The sequence below is a fragment of the Algoriphagus winogradskyi genome (genome assembly GCF_900182815.1).
GTDB classification, from domain to species: domain Bacteria; phylum Bacteroidota; class Bacteroidia; order Cytophagales; family Cyclobacteriaceae; genus Algoriphagus; species Algoriphagus winogradskyi.
On the sequence record NZ_FXUA01000005.1, the window covers coordinates 125,898 to 141,069 of the forward strand.

At 40.1% G+C, this 15,172-nt stretch carries 8 protein-coding genes; 5 read left to right on the forward strand and 3 right to left on the reverse strand.

The genetic code is table 11. The annotated features are described in order from the left end of the window. Positions 1-18: 18 nt before the first annotated feature. Positions 19-1,530 (forward strand): RagB/SusD family nutrient uptake outer membrane protein, encoded by a 1,512-nt coding sequence (locus QOL76_RS13865; RefSeq protein ID WP_283413569.1) that lies wholly within the window; start codon positions 19-21, stop codon positions 1,528-1,530. A 637-nt stretch (positions 1,531-2,167) separates the two neighbouring features. Here QOL76_RS13865 and QOL76_RS13870 read toward each other — a convergent pair. After that, positions 2,168-3,688, reverse strand: coding sequence for a RagB/SusD family nutrient uptake outer membrane protein (locus tag QOL76_RS13870; protein ID WP_283413570.1), 1,521 nt, complete (start codon positions 3,686-3,688; stop codon positions 2,168-2,170). Between the two features lie 18 nt (positions 3,689-3,706). After that, the gene (locus QOL76_RS13875) at positions 3,707-6,703 is read right to left on the reverse strand and encodes a SusC/RagA family TonB-linked outer membrane protein (RefSeq protein WP_283413571.1); all 2,997 of its coding nucleotides are present in this window, start codon (positions 6,701-6,703) and stop codon (positions 3,707-3,709) included. Between the two features lie 409 nt (positions 6,704-7,112). On the opposite strand from QOL76_RS13875, the gene QOL76_RS13880 reads away from it, so the two are divergent. After that, entirely contained in the window at positions 7,113-10,637 is a 3,525-nt protein-coding gene (locus tag QOL76_RS13880; protein WP_283413572.1) for a VCBS repeat-containing protein, read from the forward strand. On the opposite strand, the gene QOL76_RS13885 is transcribed toward QOL76_RS13880, so the two are convergent. Then, positions 10,634-11,125: a DUF6702 family protein gene (locus QOL76_RS13885; protein ID WP_283413573.1), complete on the reverse strand. Its 492-nt coding sequence runs from the start codon at positions 11,123-11,125 to the stop codon at positions 10,634-10,636. The two genes, QOL76_RS13880 and QOL76_RS13885, sit on opposite strands and share 4 nt — an antisense overlap. Before the next feature lie 83 nt (positions 11,126-11,208). On the opposite strand from QOL76_RS13885, the gene QOL76_RS13890 reads away from it, so the two are divergent. From QOL76_RS13890 to QOL76_RS13900, 3 genes are all read left to right on the forward strand, one after another. Then, positions 11,209-11,790, forward strand: coding sequence for a HupE/UreJ family protein (locus tag QOL76_RS13890; protein WP_283413574.1), 582 nt, complete (start codon positions 11,209-11,211; stop codon positions 11,788-11,790). A gap of 66 nt (positions 11,791-11,856) precedes the next feature. Continuing rightward, the gene (locus QOL76_RS13895) at positions 11,857-14,187 is read left to right on the forward strand and encodes a M1 family metallopeptidase (RefSeq protein WP_283413575.1); all 2,331 of its coding nucleotides are present in this window, start codon (positions 11,857-11,859) and stop codon (positions 14,185-14,187) included. Positions 14,188-14,404: 217 nt separating this feature from the next. Next, positions 14,405-15,118 carry an NIPSNAP family protein gene (locus QOL76_RS13900; protein WP_283413576.1) on the forward strand — a complete coding sequence of 238 codons (714 nt, stop codon included), beginning with the start codon at positions 14,405-14,407 and terminating at the stop codon, positions 15,116-15,118. The last annotated feature ends 54 nt before the right edge of the window (positions 15,119-15,172 follow it).

A 15,172-nucleotide genomic window follows, 5' to 3' on the forward strand; every position in this document is an offset into this window, starting at 1 on the left:
TCCAACCGAAAAATTATCATGAAAAAATTCGCAATAAAAAATATAAAATTAGCATTGGTTGGTGCGGCCCTTTTAGGCTTTACTAGTGCTTGTGATGTGACTGAATTGGTTCCTGCTAACCTAATTCCAGATTCTGAGGCATTTACTACAGGAGCTAGAATTGAGTCAGCGATCTTAGGGGTATATGAATCCGCACAAAGAGGATTTTACGCTGGCGCTGTTCAACGTGGTTATCCTTTCGGAGCTGCTAATGTGGAGCAAGGTGACATGAGAGGAGAGGATATGTACAACGATCAGGCTTTCTACGAAATCACTTATAATAACTCATACAGCCCTAGTTCTGCAAACAATGTGGGTATGTGGATCTCTCTTTATCGAATGATTAACAGGCTGAACATCATTTTGGAGAACTTAGATATTGCTGTTGAAAATGGTGTATTATCGTCTGAAGATGGTTCTGCCTACAAGGGTGAAATGTTGTTCTTGAGAGCTTTAGCTCACCATGAATTGCTTATTCACTTTGCAAGACCTTATTCTGACAATCCATCATCTCCAGGAATTCCTTACAGAATTTTTGGTATCGATGACGTTACTAAAGTTCCTGCAGGAGAAGCTGTATCTAGAGGAACGGTAGCAGACGATTACGCACAACTTCTTCAAGATCTTGATGCTGCAGAAGGCTTTCTGCCAGAAGGTGGTCCTTTCAGAGCCAACAAAGGTGCTGCGATTGCTCTTAAATCCAGAATCAAATTGCATATGAAAGATTGGCCAGGAGTATTGGCTGAATACAACAAATTATCTTCTAAATATGCTGTTACAGCTAATCCGGCTACTCCTTTCAGAGGAGGTACTAGTTCTGATAATATCTTCTCTTTTGTAAATTCTGCAGAAGCTAATCCTGGCGTAAACGGTGCCCTTCCATCTATGTATGGAAACCCTGATCGAGGAGCTAGAGGTTTAGTGAAAATAAGCCCGATTATCTGGAGATCTGATTTCTGGAGTCCAGAAGATACTCGTCGTACGTTATTGACAACAAGCAGTGCAACAGGTATTTTCACAGATAAGTATCAAGACGCTACTACTTACACAGATCCTAACATAATTTTGAGATTTGCTGAGGTAGTACTTAATGCAGCTGAAGCTAATGCTAGAACTGGCAAAACGACAGAAGCAGTTACTTTATTGAATTCTGTTAGAAGCCGCGCTTTACCTGCTTCTGTCCCTGCATATACAGTGGAAGGTTTAGGAGATGGTTTACTTGATGCAATATTCAATGAGAGAAGAATTGAGTTTCTTGCCGAAGGTAGAAGATGGTCAGATATTCACAGATTGTCTGGAGAAGGTTTGATGTCTGGTATCCCACTTAAAGCTACTTCCAGATCAATTACAAAAATCAGCTTCTATCAGGGTGGAACTATTCCGATGGATCACTCACTTGAGTATTCTAGCCATTTGTTCGTGTGGCCAATTCCATTAGATGAATTAAACACCAATATTTCGGCTCCAATCGATCAGAATCCTGGTTATTAATTAGAAATTAAAAAAGATTAAAAGTCCGGCCTTTGCCGGACTTTTTTTTGTTCAGTGAAATCAATTCTGTTAAAGGGGTAAAGTTTGAGATTAGGAAGTATTACAAAAGAGTATTTCATCAAAAACTTAAAGTAATTTGAGTTATTGATGAAATCAGTTCAAATTGAGGACGAAAAAGGGACAGTTAAGCTAGTTGAGGAAAGCTTAATAACCTTAGGCCATATTTTTTAAAGCTTGAAGTTTCCTTCTCCAAGTATGATGGTTGGCCAGCAAGAAATTTTTGATACATAGGATTAATTTCTCGCTGAAGCTAGGAGTTAATTACAGCTGGCAAGATGAGTCTCATGAATTTCACCTCACATAACTGCCAAGTTCATTGATTCTAGGGTATTTGGTTTAGGAACACTCATACTTATGTTTCAATAGTGAGCCTTCTATTGAATAAGAAGGTGAACAAAACTGAGCTTTTAAGAAGCTTGGTGCTTATTCGGTTATCTGTAGAAAACTACCGTTTAAGAATTAAATAGCCTTGCTATTACTTGAAATACCTTTCAATTGAAGATGAGAACCTTTTTAATATGATAAAAAAAAAGTAGCCGAGATGACTCGGCTACTTTTAGTAAATAAAGAATATGGCTTAGTAGCCAGGGTTTTGGTCTGCATTAGTTAAGGCAGAATTATTATCTAATTCCACAGTAGGAATGGGCAGAAGATCATGCTTTGACTGATAGCCAGCAATAGGTTCACCTTGTAAGGTCCCCATTCTTCTCCATCTACGAATATCTCTGTTTCGTACTTGCTCGCCTGGCATCTCCACTCTTCTTTCATGCTGAATAGCGATTCGAGTTTGCTCTTTTGTTCCAGTTGGATATTGAGCAGTTGGATATTCTGGCATCATTACATCTGCTCTTTTTCTTGTTCTATTGAGATATGGTAAAGCTGCAGCTGGGCCAGTTAGCTCATTCTCTACTTCCGCCATCATCAGATAAACATCAGCAAGTCTGATCACGCGGAAGTTGATTCCAGATTGAGTGTTTTCATTGGCTCTCTTATAGATAGTCTGGTATTTTCTCCAGCTTGGCTTATTGAAATCCCCCTGAACAGTTGATTCATTCAATACACTTGCTCCAGCATTGAATGTGTCACCTAATCTGTAGAAGTTATAGCTCATTCTAGGGTCCTCTTTAGGAGCTCCTGTAGAAGGTTTTTCAAATTCAGCCACCAAACTAGTGTTTGGAATTAAATTCCTCCAAGCATTTGGTCCATATTCTTGGCCTCTAAAGGTCACTTCAGCAATACCTGTACCGTCACCATTCCATCCACCAGCATTTCCGAATGCTTCAGAGAATTGGATCTCCCAGATAGATTCGGAGTTGTTTTCGCTTTCTTCTTCAAAATTATCTAGGTATCGCTCAGTCAATGAATACTGATTGGAATTTATTATCTCAGTGAGGTAAGGTTTTGCTTCAGAGAATTTTCCTTGGAAAAGCAACAATTTAGCAGCTACTGCTTGAGCAGCCCCTTTACTAGCTCGTCCCACATCGGTCCCTGAGTAAGTAGAATTGAGAGGAAGTCTCGAAATAGCTTCATTTAAATCACTTAAAGATTGTGCGTAAGATGCTTCTTGTGTTGCCCTTGGAAGACCTTCAGGAGATGATGCAGATGTTGTCATAAGTGGGACCCCGCCCCATAAGGTAGATAATTCGTAAAAGGCTAATCCTCTTAAGAAATAGGCTTCTCCTACAATTCTACTTCTAAGCGCCTCAGTAATATTATCTGTAGCGTTGTCTGCATTTTCGATCACTAGATTGGCACGATGTATCAATCGATACCAACCTCTCCAATTCGCTTCAATTTGAGGATTGGAACCATCAAAAACGTAGTTTAATACTTGCGCTCTCGGTGCTTCTAATTGCGCTCCTCCAGTCTCTACATCATCGGATAGGAGGTCATGTAGGAAGAAATATTCTCTATTATATAAATTGTTTCCTTGAAGTGTAGCATATACCGAATTGATCGCTGCTAATAGTTGCGGTCCAGTCCGATAGAAAGTCTCAGTGCCCAATTGATTAGGGTTTACTGGACTTAACACTTCCTCATCACAGGCAATCATACCAACAGACATGATTATTGCCAAAAGTGTGGATCTTGTTTTCATGATTTTTCCTTTTATAAATTAAAATGCAAGTTGTATACCTCCCATGATCGTGCGGGCAGCTGGGAATTGGCCATAATCAATCCCTGTCCCTAGGGATGAATTTATACCTGTTCTTACTGCTACTTCAGGGTCATATCCTGTGTAATCTGTTATGGTAAACAGATTTTGTGCAGAGACATACACTCTTACTTTTGATACAGTTCCTTTGCTCCAAGATTGTAGAGCTGCGCTAGGAATGCTATAACCTATTGATATGTTTTTAAGCCTCAAATAGGAACCGTCTTCTACAAATCTCGAACTTGCTCTGGCATTTCTATTTGGATCACCGGAGATTGCTCTTGGAACATCTGTATCCGTATTAGTAGGAGTCCAACGGTCTAACACCACAGTGCTGGCGCCAAATAATCGGGTCATACCTTCTGTATGGTATCTTAGATTATTGAAGATTTCATTGCCTGATACTCCCTGCAAGAACATAGTGAAATCAAATCCTTTATAAGATGCATTCGCATTCAAACCGTACGTAAAGTCTGGAAGGTAATGACCAAGGTTTGTTCTATCATTGGCATCTATTACACCGTCGTTATTGATATCTCTGAATTTAATATCACCCGCTGAGGCATTTGGCTGCTGAGTTGTGCTTTCACCAGATTGGAATATTCCATCTGCAATCCATCCATAGAAGTAGGCAATTGGCTGTCCCTCTTCTGTAAGCGTCATTGCGTCTCCTTGGAAATTAGGGCCGAAAATAGTGTTGCCTGTACCCAAGGAAGTTAATTCGTTGGTTACAAATCCCATATTTCCATCAATTCCCAATTGGAAATCCCCAGATCTCAATTCATAGCCAGCTGTGATTTCAAATCCGCTATTCTTGACAGTCCCTACGTTTGCTACTGGTGCTCCGTCATAACCTAAAGATGGTGGAATAGGGACGCCAAGGATCATACCTTCGGTAGTATTTTCATATACTTCCAAGGAAAGGCTAAACTGATCATTGAAAAGCCCAATATCTAAACCTAAGTTTTTCATGATAGTAGTTTCCCATTTCAAATCAGCATTTGCAAGAGCTGAAATAGTACTGCCAGTAAGCAAATTATCATCAAAATTGTAGAATAAATTAGAGTTAATCGTAGCCTGGTAGACGTAATCACCAATTCTGTCATTACCAGTTTCACCATAACTTGCACGCAACTTCAAGTCACTTACAGCATTTAGACCTTGCATGAAGCCTTCCTCACTTAATCTCCAACCAACAGATAGAGAAGGGAAAGTACCCCACTTATTGTCTGGGCCAAATCGAGAGCCACCATCTCTTCTTATACTAGCACTGATCAGGTATTTCTGTGCATAATCGTAGTTGATTCTACCCACATAAGATATTAGTGCGTACTCAGTTTTAGAACTTGTCGTAGTTTGATTCTCTACACCTTGAAGTTCTCTCACGTCATTGGTTAATGAGTTTTGTCCGGCGCCATTTAAACTGGTGAAAGTGGAAGTTTGTCTTTCAACCACACCTAATAAATCAAAATGGTGTTTGTCGATATCTTTAGTATAAGTTAGCTGATTACTGAAGAGCGGAGAAACAAAGTTTGTTTTGGTTTTGGAAATTGTCGCAAAGTTCTGAATGCTAAAGTCTCCAGCATTGAAGCTAGGAGTATACTGGTAGTTGTCACCAATCCCTACATCCAATCCTACTAAAAATTTATAATCTAGACCCTTAAGGATATTTACGCTCACATAAGCAGATCCAAGGATTTTATAATCCTGACTGTTGTCATTTCTGAGTGTGGCATTCAATACTGGGTTTTCAGGATCAGATCCATCAACTCGGTCTGGGGCTCTGAAACCTCCAAGTCTGGTAGCATCCCTAACAGGGATATAAGGCACAGCCTTTACAATATGCTCTAGCTGGCTTCTGCCTCCAGAGAATGGTTCATTGTTTCTGTTTGAGTAGGCTACCGTTAAGGTCTGACCAATTTTAACTCGCTTGTTTACTTTGAATTCAGTATTTGATCTCAAGGAAACTCGCTCAAAATCAGTTCCTAGCATAATGCCTTCTTGGCTAAAATATCCGATGCCAAAGTTGTAAAGCACATTTTCCGTACCTCCAGAGACACTTAGATTATGATCCTGAATTGGTGCTGTACGGAACATCTCATCTTGGTAATCAATATCTACGTTTGCAAATTCACCTAGATTATCAAAACGTGCTGGAGCGTCAGCACCTGCATTTCCTAGAAGTTCTCTACCAAAAGCGATGTATTGATCTCTATTAAGTAAATCCAGTGTTTTCCAAGCTTTTTGGCTTCCGTAATAAGAGTCCAAACTAACTAGAGGCTTGCCTATTTTACCTTTTTTGGTTGTTACCAAAATCACACCATTAGCACCCCTTGAACCATAGATAGCTGCTGTAGAGGCATCTTTCAATACTTCTATTGATTCGATATCAGCAGGGTTGATTTGATTTAAACCACCTGCTGGCATTCCATCGATCACATAAAGTGGATCATTATTACCAACAGTACCTATACCTCTGATTCGCACAATAGGATTCGTGCCAGGAGAACCAGCGTTGGTGACTGCGACTCCTGCAGCCCGTCCTTGTAGTGCTGAAGCTAAACTTGGTACTGGTAAAGCTCGAATCTGCTCTGAACCAACAGAAGAAATTGCACCGGTCACTTTAGCACGTTCTTGCGTACCGTATCCGACTACTACCACTTCTGATAGGGAAGAAAGATCCTCTTCTAAGACGACATTGAGTTCACTGGAATTGCCTACACGAACTTCTTTTGAAGTGTAACCAATAAATGAGAAAACTAAAATTGATTCGTCAGAAGGGACGGTTAAGCTAAAGTTGCCATCGATATCCGATGCTGTACCGGTGGTGGTACCTTTAACTAAAATATTCACACCGGGCATGGTTTCCCCGGATGATGATTTAATAACGCCAGTAACATTTCTGCTTTGGGCGAATGAGCTTCCTATAAAAATAATTACTAGGAATAGTGAGAGCATTAGCCCATGAAAATTTTTCCATGGAGGTAATGCACGAGTTTTTGGGTAAATCGTTTTTGACATAACAATAAATTTGTGGACAGATTCTTATAATCTGCCAGGTCTGAGATGGGTTTTGTAAATATGTTTTTATAACATTACTACCAAAGTAATAATTTAATTATGATGTTCCTCAAAATTTTGCTTAAATAATTTTTTAAGAAATAATTGTTTGTAGAAATTAATTATTTTAATGAAGTGAGTCTTTTTGTAGGGTCTTTGCAAAATTTTAATGATTTTCACTTTAATTAGTTTTGATAGCCTTAATTGCATCCTCTGTTTCTACTATTTTTGAAGTTAAAGCAATTTCAGGCCAAGAAATAAACCGATTTGATACTTCTATTTTGAACCTATTATAAATTTAAGTGAAGTGAAAAACGCCCATTTTCATAAGTGCATACCCATCCATTTAATCTTCCTATTTTTTTATGCATGTAACAATCCTGCTGATAACACCCTATTCCAACGGGTAGGCGCTTCAGATACAGGAATTGATTTTGCTAATCAATTAACAGAGTCTGATTCCTTTAACATCGTGGATTTTGACTATATCTACAATGGGTCAGGAGTAGGCATCGCTGACTTAAATGGGGATGGTTTGCCTGAAATATTCTTTGGTGGAAATCAGGTAAGTTCGAGACTCTACCTCAATGAAGGAGGGTTTAATTTTCAAGACATCACCCAGAAATCCAAGCTAGCAACCCAGTCTTGGGTGGAGGGGGTTACTTTTACAGATATCAATGGAGATGGGAAGTTGGATATTTACCTTTCTGTTTCTAATCGAAATGAGTCCCAGAATCCAAATTTATTATTTGTCAACCAGGGAAATGATGAAAATGGTATTCCTGTTTTTGAGGAACAAGCCGCTGATTTTGGATTGAATGCGGTAGGGTATTTTACCCAAGCCGCTTTTTTCGACTACGACCGGGACGGGGATTTGGATTGCTACCTTTTGGCAAATGCTCTGGAAAGCTTTCAACGTAATATAAGTCGTCCCAGAATCACTGATGGCTCCGGCAAAAGCAATGATTTATTGTTTAGAAATGAGGGGGAGGGAAAATTTGTAGCTGTGACTAGCGAAGCTGGAATAACCTACGAAGGATATGGCTTAGGACTTACCATAGCGGATATCAATCAAGATGGTTGGCCGGATATTTACGTAGCTAATGATTTTCTTACCAACGATGTGCTTTACATCAATCAGCAAGACGGAACATTTATAAATGAAATACAAGATCGCATAGATCACCAAAGCTTCAATGCCATGGGTGTCGATGCTGGAGATATCAATGGAGATGGCTGGCCGGATTTGGTAGTAGTAGATATGTTTCCTCCAGACAATCTAAGACAGAAAACAATGTTTTCTCCAACTGAAAATTACAATCTCTATCAGGCTAATCTTGCTAAGGGCTACGAACCTCAATATGTTAGAAATACTTTACAACTAAATCGAGGCAATGGGACTTTTGCTGAGATTGGCGAATTGGCAGGGATATCGCAAACTGATTGGAGTTGGTCACCGCTTTTTGAAGATTTTGATATGGATACCCGGCAGGATCTGATTATTTCCAATGGCTATGGAAAGGACATCACCGATATGGACTATATAAACTATACCAATAATTTGGGTCCGTTTATGTCGCCTGAGGATAAGAAAAAGTTGCGAATGGATGGCCTGAATCTACTGAAAGAAGTCAAACTTAATAATTACGCTTTCAGAAACACGGGAAATCTGACCTTCGAAGATGTTTCTAGTAGCTGGGGTGTTGACGGATTAGAAATATCGAATGGAATGGCTTATGCAGACTTGGATGGTGATGGTGACTTGGATTTGGTCACCAATAATCTTAATGAGGCAGCAGGAATTTTCCGAAATAATAGAAATACAACGCCATCGAATGCGTACAATGCGAATTGGCTGAAGATTAAGCTTCATGGCAGCAATCAAAACCCACTTGCGATTGGAGCTGAAGTAAAAGGCTATATAAATGAAAATGGCGGCGTTCGTGTGCTCAGTAAGACTATGAACCCTTCTAGAGGCTACAAATCTGCCATGTTTGGAGATGTAATATTTGGATTGGGCGATAGAGAGAGCATTGACTCCCTAGTAGTCCTTTGGCCAAACGGTACTCAATCGAAGATAGGTAGTACTGAAAGCAATCAACACATAACAATAACTCAAGACTCTTCACAAACTGAGTTTTTGTCAAATGAAGAAATTGAAAAGACTCCATATGACGAAGTGTCAACCGCCTTAGGGATCAATTATGAGTCTGCAGCAATTTCCTACAATGATTTTAACAGGCAAGGGTTGTTGCCTATGAAGCATAGCAGTCTGGGACCTGGAATTGCTGTAGGAGATGTAAATGGTGATGGACTGGATGATTTCTATTTATCTGGATCTACTGGACAACCTGGACAAATTTTCATTCAAAAAAATACTGGTGAATTTATATCTGAGGCATTGAAAGGCTCGGGAAGCTCGGTTGAAATGGGAGCATTGCTATTTGATTCAGATGGAGATAATGACTTGGACCTGTACGTGGTTTCAGGAGGAAGTAGATATGATGCGGAAAGTCAGGTATATCAGGATGTCCTGTATATTAATAATGGGAGGGGTAGTTTCCATGCTGATTCGTTACTTCTACCAAAATTGGTAAGCTCTGGTTCACTCGTCACTGCTTCAGATTATGATCAGGATGGGGATCTGGATTTGTTTGTAGGAGGAAGAATCAAGCCAGGAAGATATCCGGAGCCACCAATGTCCTATTTGCTTGAAAATATAAATGGAACATTTGTCGATGTGACTGAAGCATTAGCACCAGGATTGAAGGAAGCTGGTATGATTAGTTCGGCACTTTGGACGGATTATGACCAAGACGGTAAACTTGATTTGTTGATAGCAGGCGAGTGGATGCCGATCACTGTCTTTTTACAGTCAAATGAAAGAGGTAATAGGGTGTTTAATCTTAAAGTGCTCGATTCTGAATCATGGAAATCTGCTGGTTGGTGGAACAGTATAACTCCTTTGGTTTTTGAAGATGGGAAATTGCCCAGTTATGCTTTAGGGAATGTTGGATCAAATTCTAGATATAGAGCTTCCCAAGCCAAGCCATTGCAGATGCACTTCGCGGATTTTGATAAAAACGGAAGTGTGGATCCTGTCATTTTCCAATACTTTGGAGATACCATTTATCCACTGGCCAGTAGAAACCAGCTGGTAGGACAGGTGCCTAAGTGGAAAAATAAATTCTTGGTGTATCGTGAATTTGCATACGTGGATAGGGATCAGTTTTTTTCCGCCGAGGAAAAAGAAATGGCCAGCGTGCTACAAGTTCATGAGTTCCGATCTGGTGTTTTGAAAAATCTAGGAGACTCTATTTATTTTGATGGATTTCCTCAAGAAGCGCAGTTTTCGCGCATTTTTGGAATGATGGAGATTCCGGAAGGTGTTTTTGCTGTTGGAAATTTCTTTGATAATGAGACAGTCACAGGACGAAATGATGCTGGGCGCGGGGCTTTACTCAATACCAAAAATGGACTATTTCAAAACTTTGAATTTGGTAGACAGCTAGGGCTAGAAGTGCCTGGAGAAAGCAGGGCTGTAGCCAAATTGATGGGCGCTGATGGAAGAGAGATTATTTTGGTTAGTAGATACAACCAGTCATTGATGGCTTTTCGATCAGCTATTCAAACCTCTAAAGTCATTCAGCCAAGTGCTGATGTGCAGCAACTTATTATTTATCAAAACAATAAACCAACTTTGAAAAGAGAGCTGTTTTATGGTTCTGGCTATCTGAGTCAATCGTCAAGGAAACTGATACTTGGGTCTGGGGTTGATTCTGTCGTGACGGTAAATTACAAAGGAGAGAGAAGCAAAATCTCTCTTGATTAGTTGTCTAATTTCCCAGTTTCTGCACCTTTTCCTAATATGATGCTTTTAGGTGAGGTTTTATCAAAATAGAACTGAATGACATTCTTTTGATCAGGAAAAATATCTACCAGTAAACTGTTTTTTACTTTAACAGAGGTTGGATTTTTTACTTTCTCAGATTCAAGGTAGAACCAAGCCGCATCTTCCTCCACTTCATATCCAATGAAATTCAAGGGGACTGTTTTGTCGGCAATCCAAATCATATTTTTTTCTTTCAAATAGGATTCAATTTGCTTATTGAGCTTGTCTTTGTTGGAAGGATTTAGAAAATCAATGGATTCCTTGTGGAAATCGCCCAGCCCAATCTCTAAATCGTCCCAAAAAATCTTCTGCGAAATCTCTATATGCTCAGTCTCAGCATTCCATCTAATCTCTGTCAAGCTGATGTGAAAAGGGTGGGTAAATACCAGCCATCCCAAGCTGATCATGTATAAGTAAAACTGTTGCATTTGGTGCTATGTTGCCTGTCTTTTCTGCCAATTATGACGTATAATTGCGCAATTTACTTCTTTAGAGGTATTTCACCCTTCTTATGAATTCATTTGAGTTATATTTTCGTCTAGGCCTTGAGCATATCCTTGATATCAATGGCTATGACCACATCCTTTTTGTGTTGGCACTCTGTGCAGTTTTTATTCCTAGAGACTGGCGCAAAGTTGTGATTTTAGTTACCGCTTTTACCATAGGGCATTCCATCACGTTGGCACTAGCCACATTTCGATTGATCAATGTCAACTCTGATCTCATCGAGTTTTTGATACCAGTTACGATAGCGATCACTGCTTTTATAACAATTCTACGACCAAAACCTGCGTCTGGGAAAGGACTTTCGATTAATTACATCTTCGCGCTATTCTTCGGACTAATCCATGGACTTGGATTTTCTATTTACCTGAGAAGTCTTTTGGGCAAAGAGGCAAGTATTTGGCATCCCTTACTAGCATTTAACCTAGGCTTGGAATTGGGACAGCTGGTAATCGTTGGCATATTTCTTTTGGCTACCTCAATACTTGTAGGACTGGCAGGAGTAAGTAGAAAAGAATGGACTTTAGTTGTGGCATCCATGGTATTTGGAGTGGCCCTAATGCTGATGTTAGAAGCTAAATATTGGTAAAAATAGGTTAGCTGCCAGTAGCTGTTGAATTGACATACGAATAGAATTGAGCATAAAAATTATACAATGAAAAAATTACTTGCACTTACAGCGCTAGCAATCACGGGGATTTTCCCTGCTTTTGCGCAGCAATCAGAGCAGAATCATGCAGAGCGATTTGAGCAGCTCGGACCTATGCTTCGCTCTCCAAATGTTTATCGCACTGCCTCCGGAGCTCCGGGTCACATGTATTGGCAGCAGCAGGCTAACTACGTGATTAATGTAGAGCTGGATGATGAAAATCAGTCCATCAAAGGATCAGAAAAGGTCACTTACATCAATAATTCACCGGACCAATTGACTTACCTATGGGTTCAATTGGAAGAAAATCAGCGTGGTCCTGACTCAGATGCTCCTAAATCTTCCGAGAGCTCTATTAATTCTAGAATGACTCTTCGTTCCCTCGAAGGTCTAATCTGGGCAAATGATGACTTTGGTTATAAAGTACTTGAAGTAAAGGACGCTAAGGGCAATCCACTTCCTGTTACAGTAAATAAAACCATGATGCGAATCGATCTTCCTACACCTTTAAAAGCTGGCGACAGCTTTACTTTTGGAGTAGATTGGACTTTCAATATTACCAATAGAGTTGGGTATATCTCTGGTCGTCCAGGATACGAGTTGTTTGAAGAAGATGGCAATTACCTATATACCATGGCTGAGTGGTTCCCTCGAATGGCAGTTTATTCCGATTTCGAAGGATGGCAAAACAAGCAATTCCTAGGTTCCGGAGAGTTTGCTTTAGTCTTTGGAGACTATGAAGTGAATATTACTGTACCTGCAGACCATATGGTAGGGGCAACTGGAGAACTTCAAAATGCAAGTCAGGTTCTTTCGGCAACTGAGCTAAACAGATGGAATACTGCCAAGAAAACTTACGATAATCCTGTAGTCATCCGTACGCAGGATGAAGCAACCGAATTGGAAAAGGGTAAATCAACTGCTAAGAAAACCTGGAAATTCAAAGCTGAAAATGTTCGTGATTTTGCATGGACTTCTTCCCGTAAATTCATCTGGGATGCCATGGCTGTAAAGCAAGGTGGTAAAGATGTGATGGCTATGTCTTATTATGCCAAAGAAGCTAATCCGCTTTGGGGTCAGTATTCTACCAGAGTGGTGGCACATACAATCAAGTCTTACTCTGCACATACCTTTGATTATCCATATCCTACAGCCATTTCTGTAGAGGCTGCTAATGGAATGGAGTATCCAATGATCTGCTTCAACTACGGTCGTCCAGATTCGGATGGTACATACTCTGAAGCAGTGAAAAACGGGATGATCGGCGTGATTATTCACGAAGTAGGACACAACTTCTTCCCAATGATCGTGAACTCTGACGAGCGTCAGTGGACTTGGATGGATGAGGGGTTGAATACTTTTATGCAATTCATGGCAGAGCAAGAGTGGGATCGGAATTTCCCTTCCCGTCGTGGGCCAGCACACAAAATTGTGCCTTACATGAAAAGCAGTGTAAATACATTGGAACCGATCATGACCAATTCTGAGAATATCATTCAATTTGGTCCAAATGCTTATGCAAAACCGGCAACTGCGTTGAATATACTTCGCGAGACAGTGATGGGTCGAGAATTGTTTGATTATGCATTTAAGGAGTATGCACGCAGGTGGATGTTCAAGCATCCTACTCCTGACGATTTGTTCCGTACGATGGAAGATGCTTCTGCAGTTGATCTGGATTGGTTTTGGAGAGGTTGGTTTTACGGAACTGAGCCTGTGGATATAGCTATTGAGAATGTAGCTTTGTACAAAATGGAAAACCGGACCCCTGCAGAAATCAATGCAGAAAGGAAGGCGCAAGCTGACCGTGAGGAGGATTACGTTTCCAAAGAGTTTAATAGGACAGAAATCCAAGAGACCGTAATTGAAGCAAATCCAGCTACGCGCGATTTCTATACTTCTTATAATCCTTTCACCGTGACTCCGGAAGATGAAGAGAGCTATAAGAAATTTATGGCTAGCCTTTCGCCGAAGGAAAAGGAGTTGATGGAAAGTAATTTGAATTTCTATGAGATCACCTTCAATAACGTAGGTGGCTTAGTAATGCCTATCATTTTAGAATTCCAATACGCAGATGGTACCTCCGAGATCGACAGAATCCCAGTAGAGATCTGGAGAAAGAATGAGTCTCAGGTGACTAAGGTTTTTGTGAAGGAAAAAGAAGTAACTCAAATCATACTCGATCCAAAAAGAGAAACTGCCGATATAGATGAGTCGAACAATTACTGGCCAGCTCAGCTTCAGCCTAGCAGATTTGAACTGTTTAAAGGTTCAGGAGCTGCTAGAGGAACATCAGTCGGAAGCAATCCAATGAAGAAAGCTCAAAACAATAAGTAAGTAGAAAGCCGACGTGAGTCGGCTTTTTTTCATTAAATCTATTTCTCTGTATTCTCAAATTTCTGTTAGGGTTGTTCGAACAGGATTGATGAATTCAATGTTTACCTTAGATTGCAATTCAATTACCCATTCTTAACCTAAAGCCTAAAAAATGAAAGAATTAAAAACATTATCACTCGGTTTTTTTGCGTTGTGCCTGCTCCTAAGCTCAAGCTTGATGGCTCAAAAAAGAGATTTCTACGAACTGAGAACCTACCACATCGAAAATGCCGAGCAGGAAGCAATGCTTGACGATTACCTAGCCAATGCTTTTATTCCTGCTGCCCACAGACATGGAATAGCAAAAGTTGGGGTTTTTAAACCTATCGCTTCTCAGCCTGATGCAGGAAAGAAAGTGTACTTATTTGTCCCGTTCAAATCGATGGATGAATTCCTAGCTTTGGAAAGTAAATTGGCAAAAGATGCTGCTTACCAAACTGCTGGCAGTGCTTATATCAATGCGGCTTATGACAATCCACCTTACAAAAGAATAGAAACTTCGATCCTTCAAGCAATGACTGGCCAGCCTAAATTTGCGGAGTCTGAATTGACTAATGCTAAAAAGGATAGAGTTTACGAATTGAGAAGTTATGAAGGGCCAACGGAAAGACTTTACAAGCAGAAAGTGAAAATGTTTAATTCTGGTGAAATGGACATTTTCAGCAGAATAGACTGTAGTCCGATTTTCTATGCTGAAACGATAGCTGGTGCTAATATGCCAAACTTAGTCTATATGACTACTCATGAAAATATGGAAATCAGAAATGAACACTGGAATGTTTTCAGAACAGATCCGGCTTGGTTAGCCATGAAAGATTTACCAGAATATGCCAATACGGTATCCCGCAACGACACCAGATTGCTTTATCCGGCTGAATATTCGGATTTGTAAGAGATCTCCCGCCAAGGCGCTACCGCGCAAAGTTCTGTTGATCTCTGTTGGCCT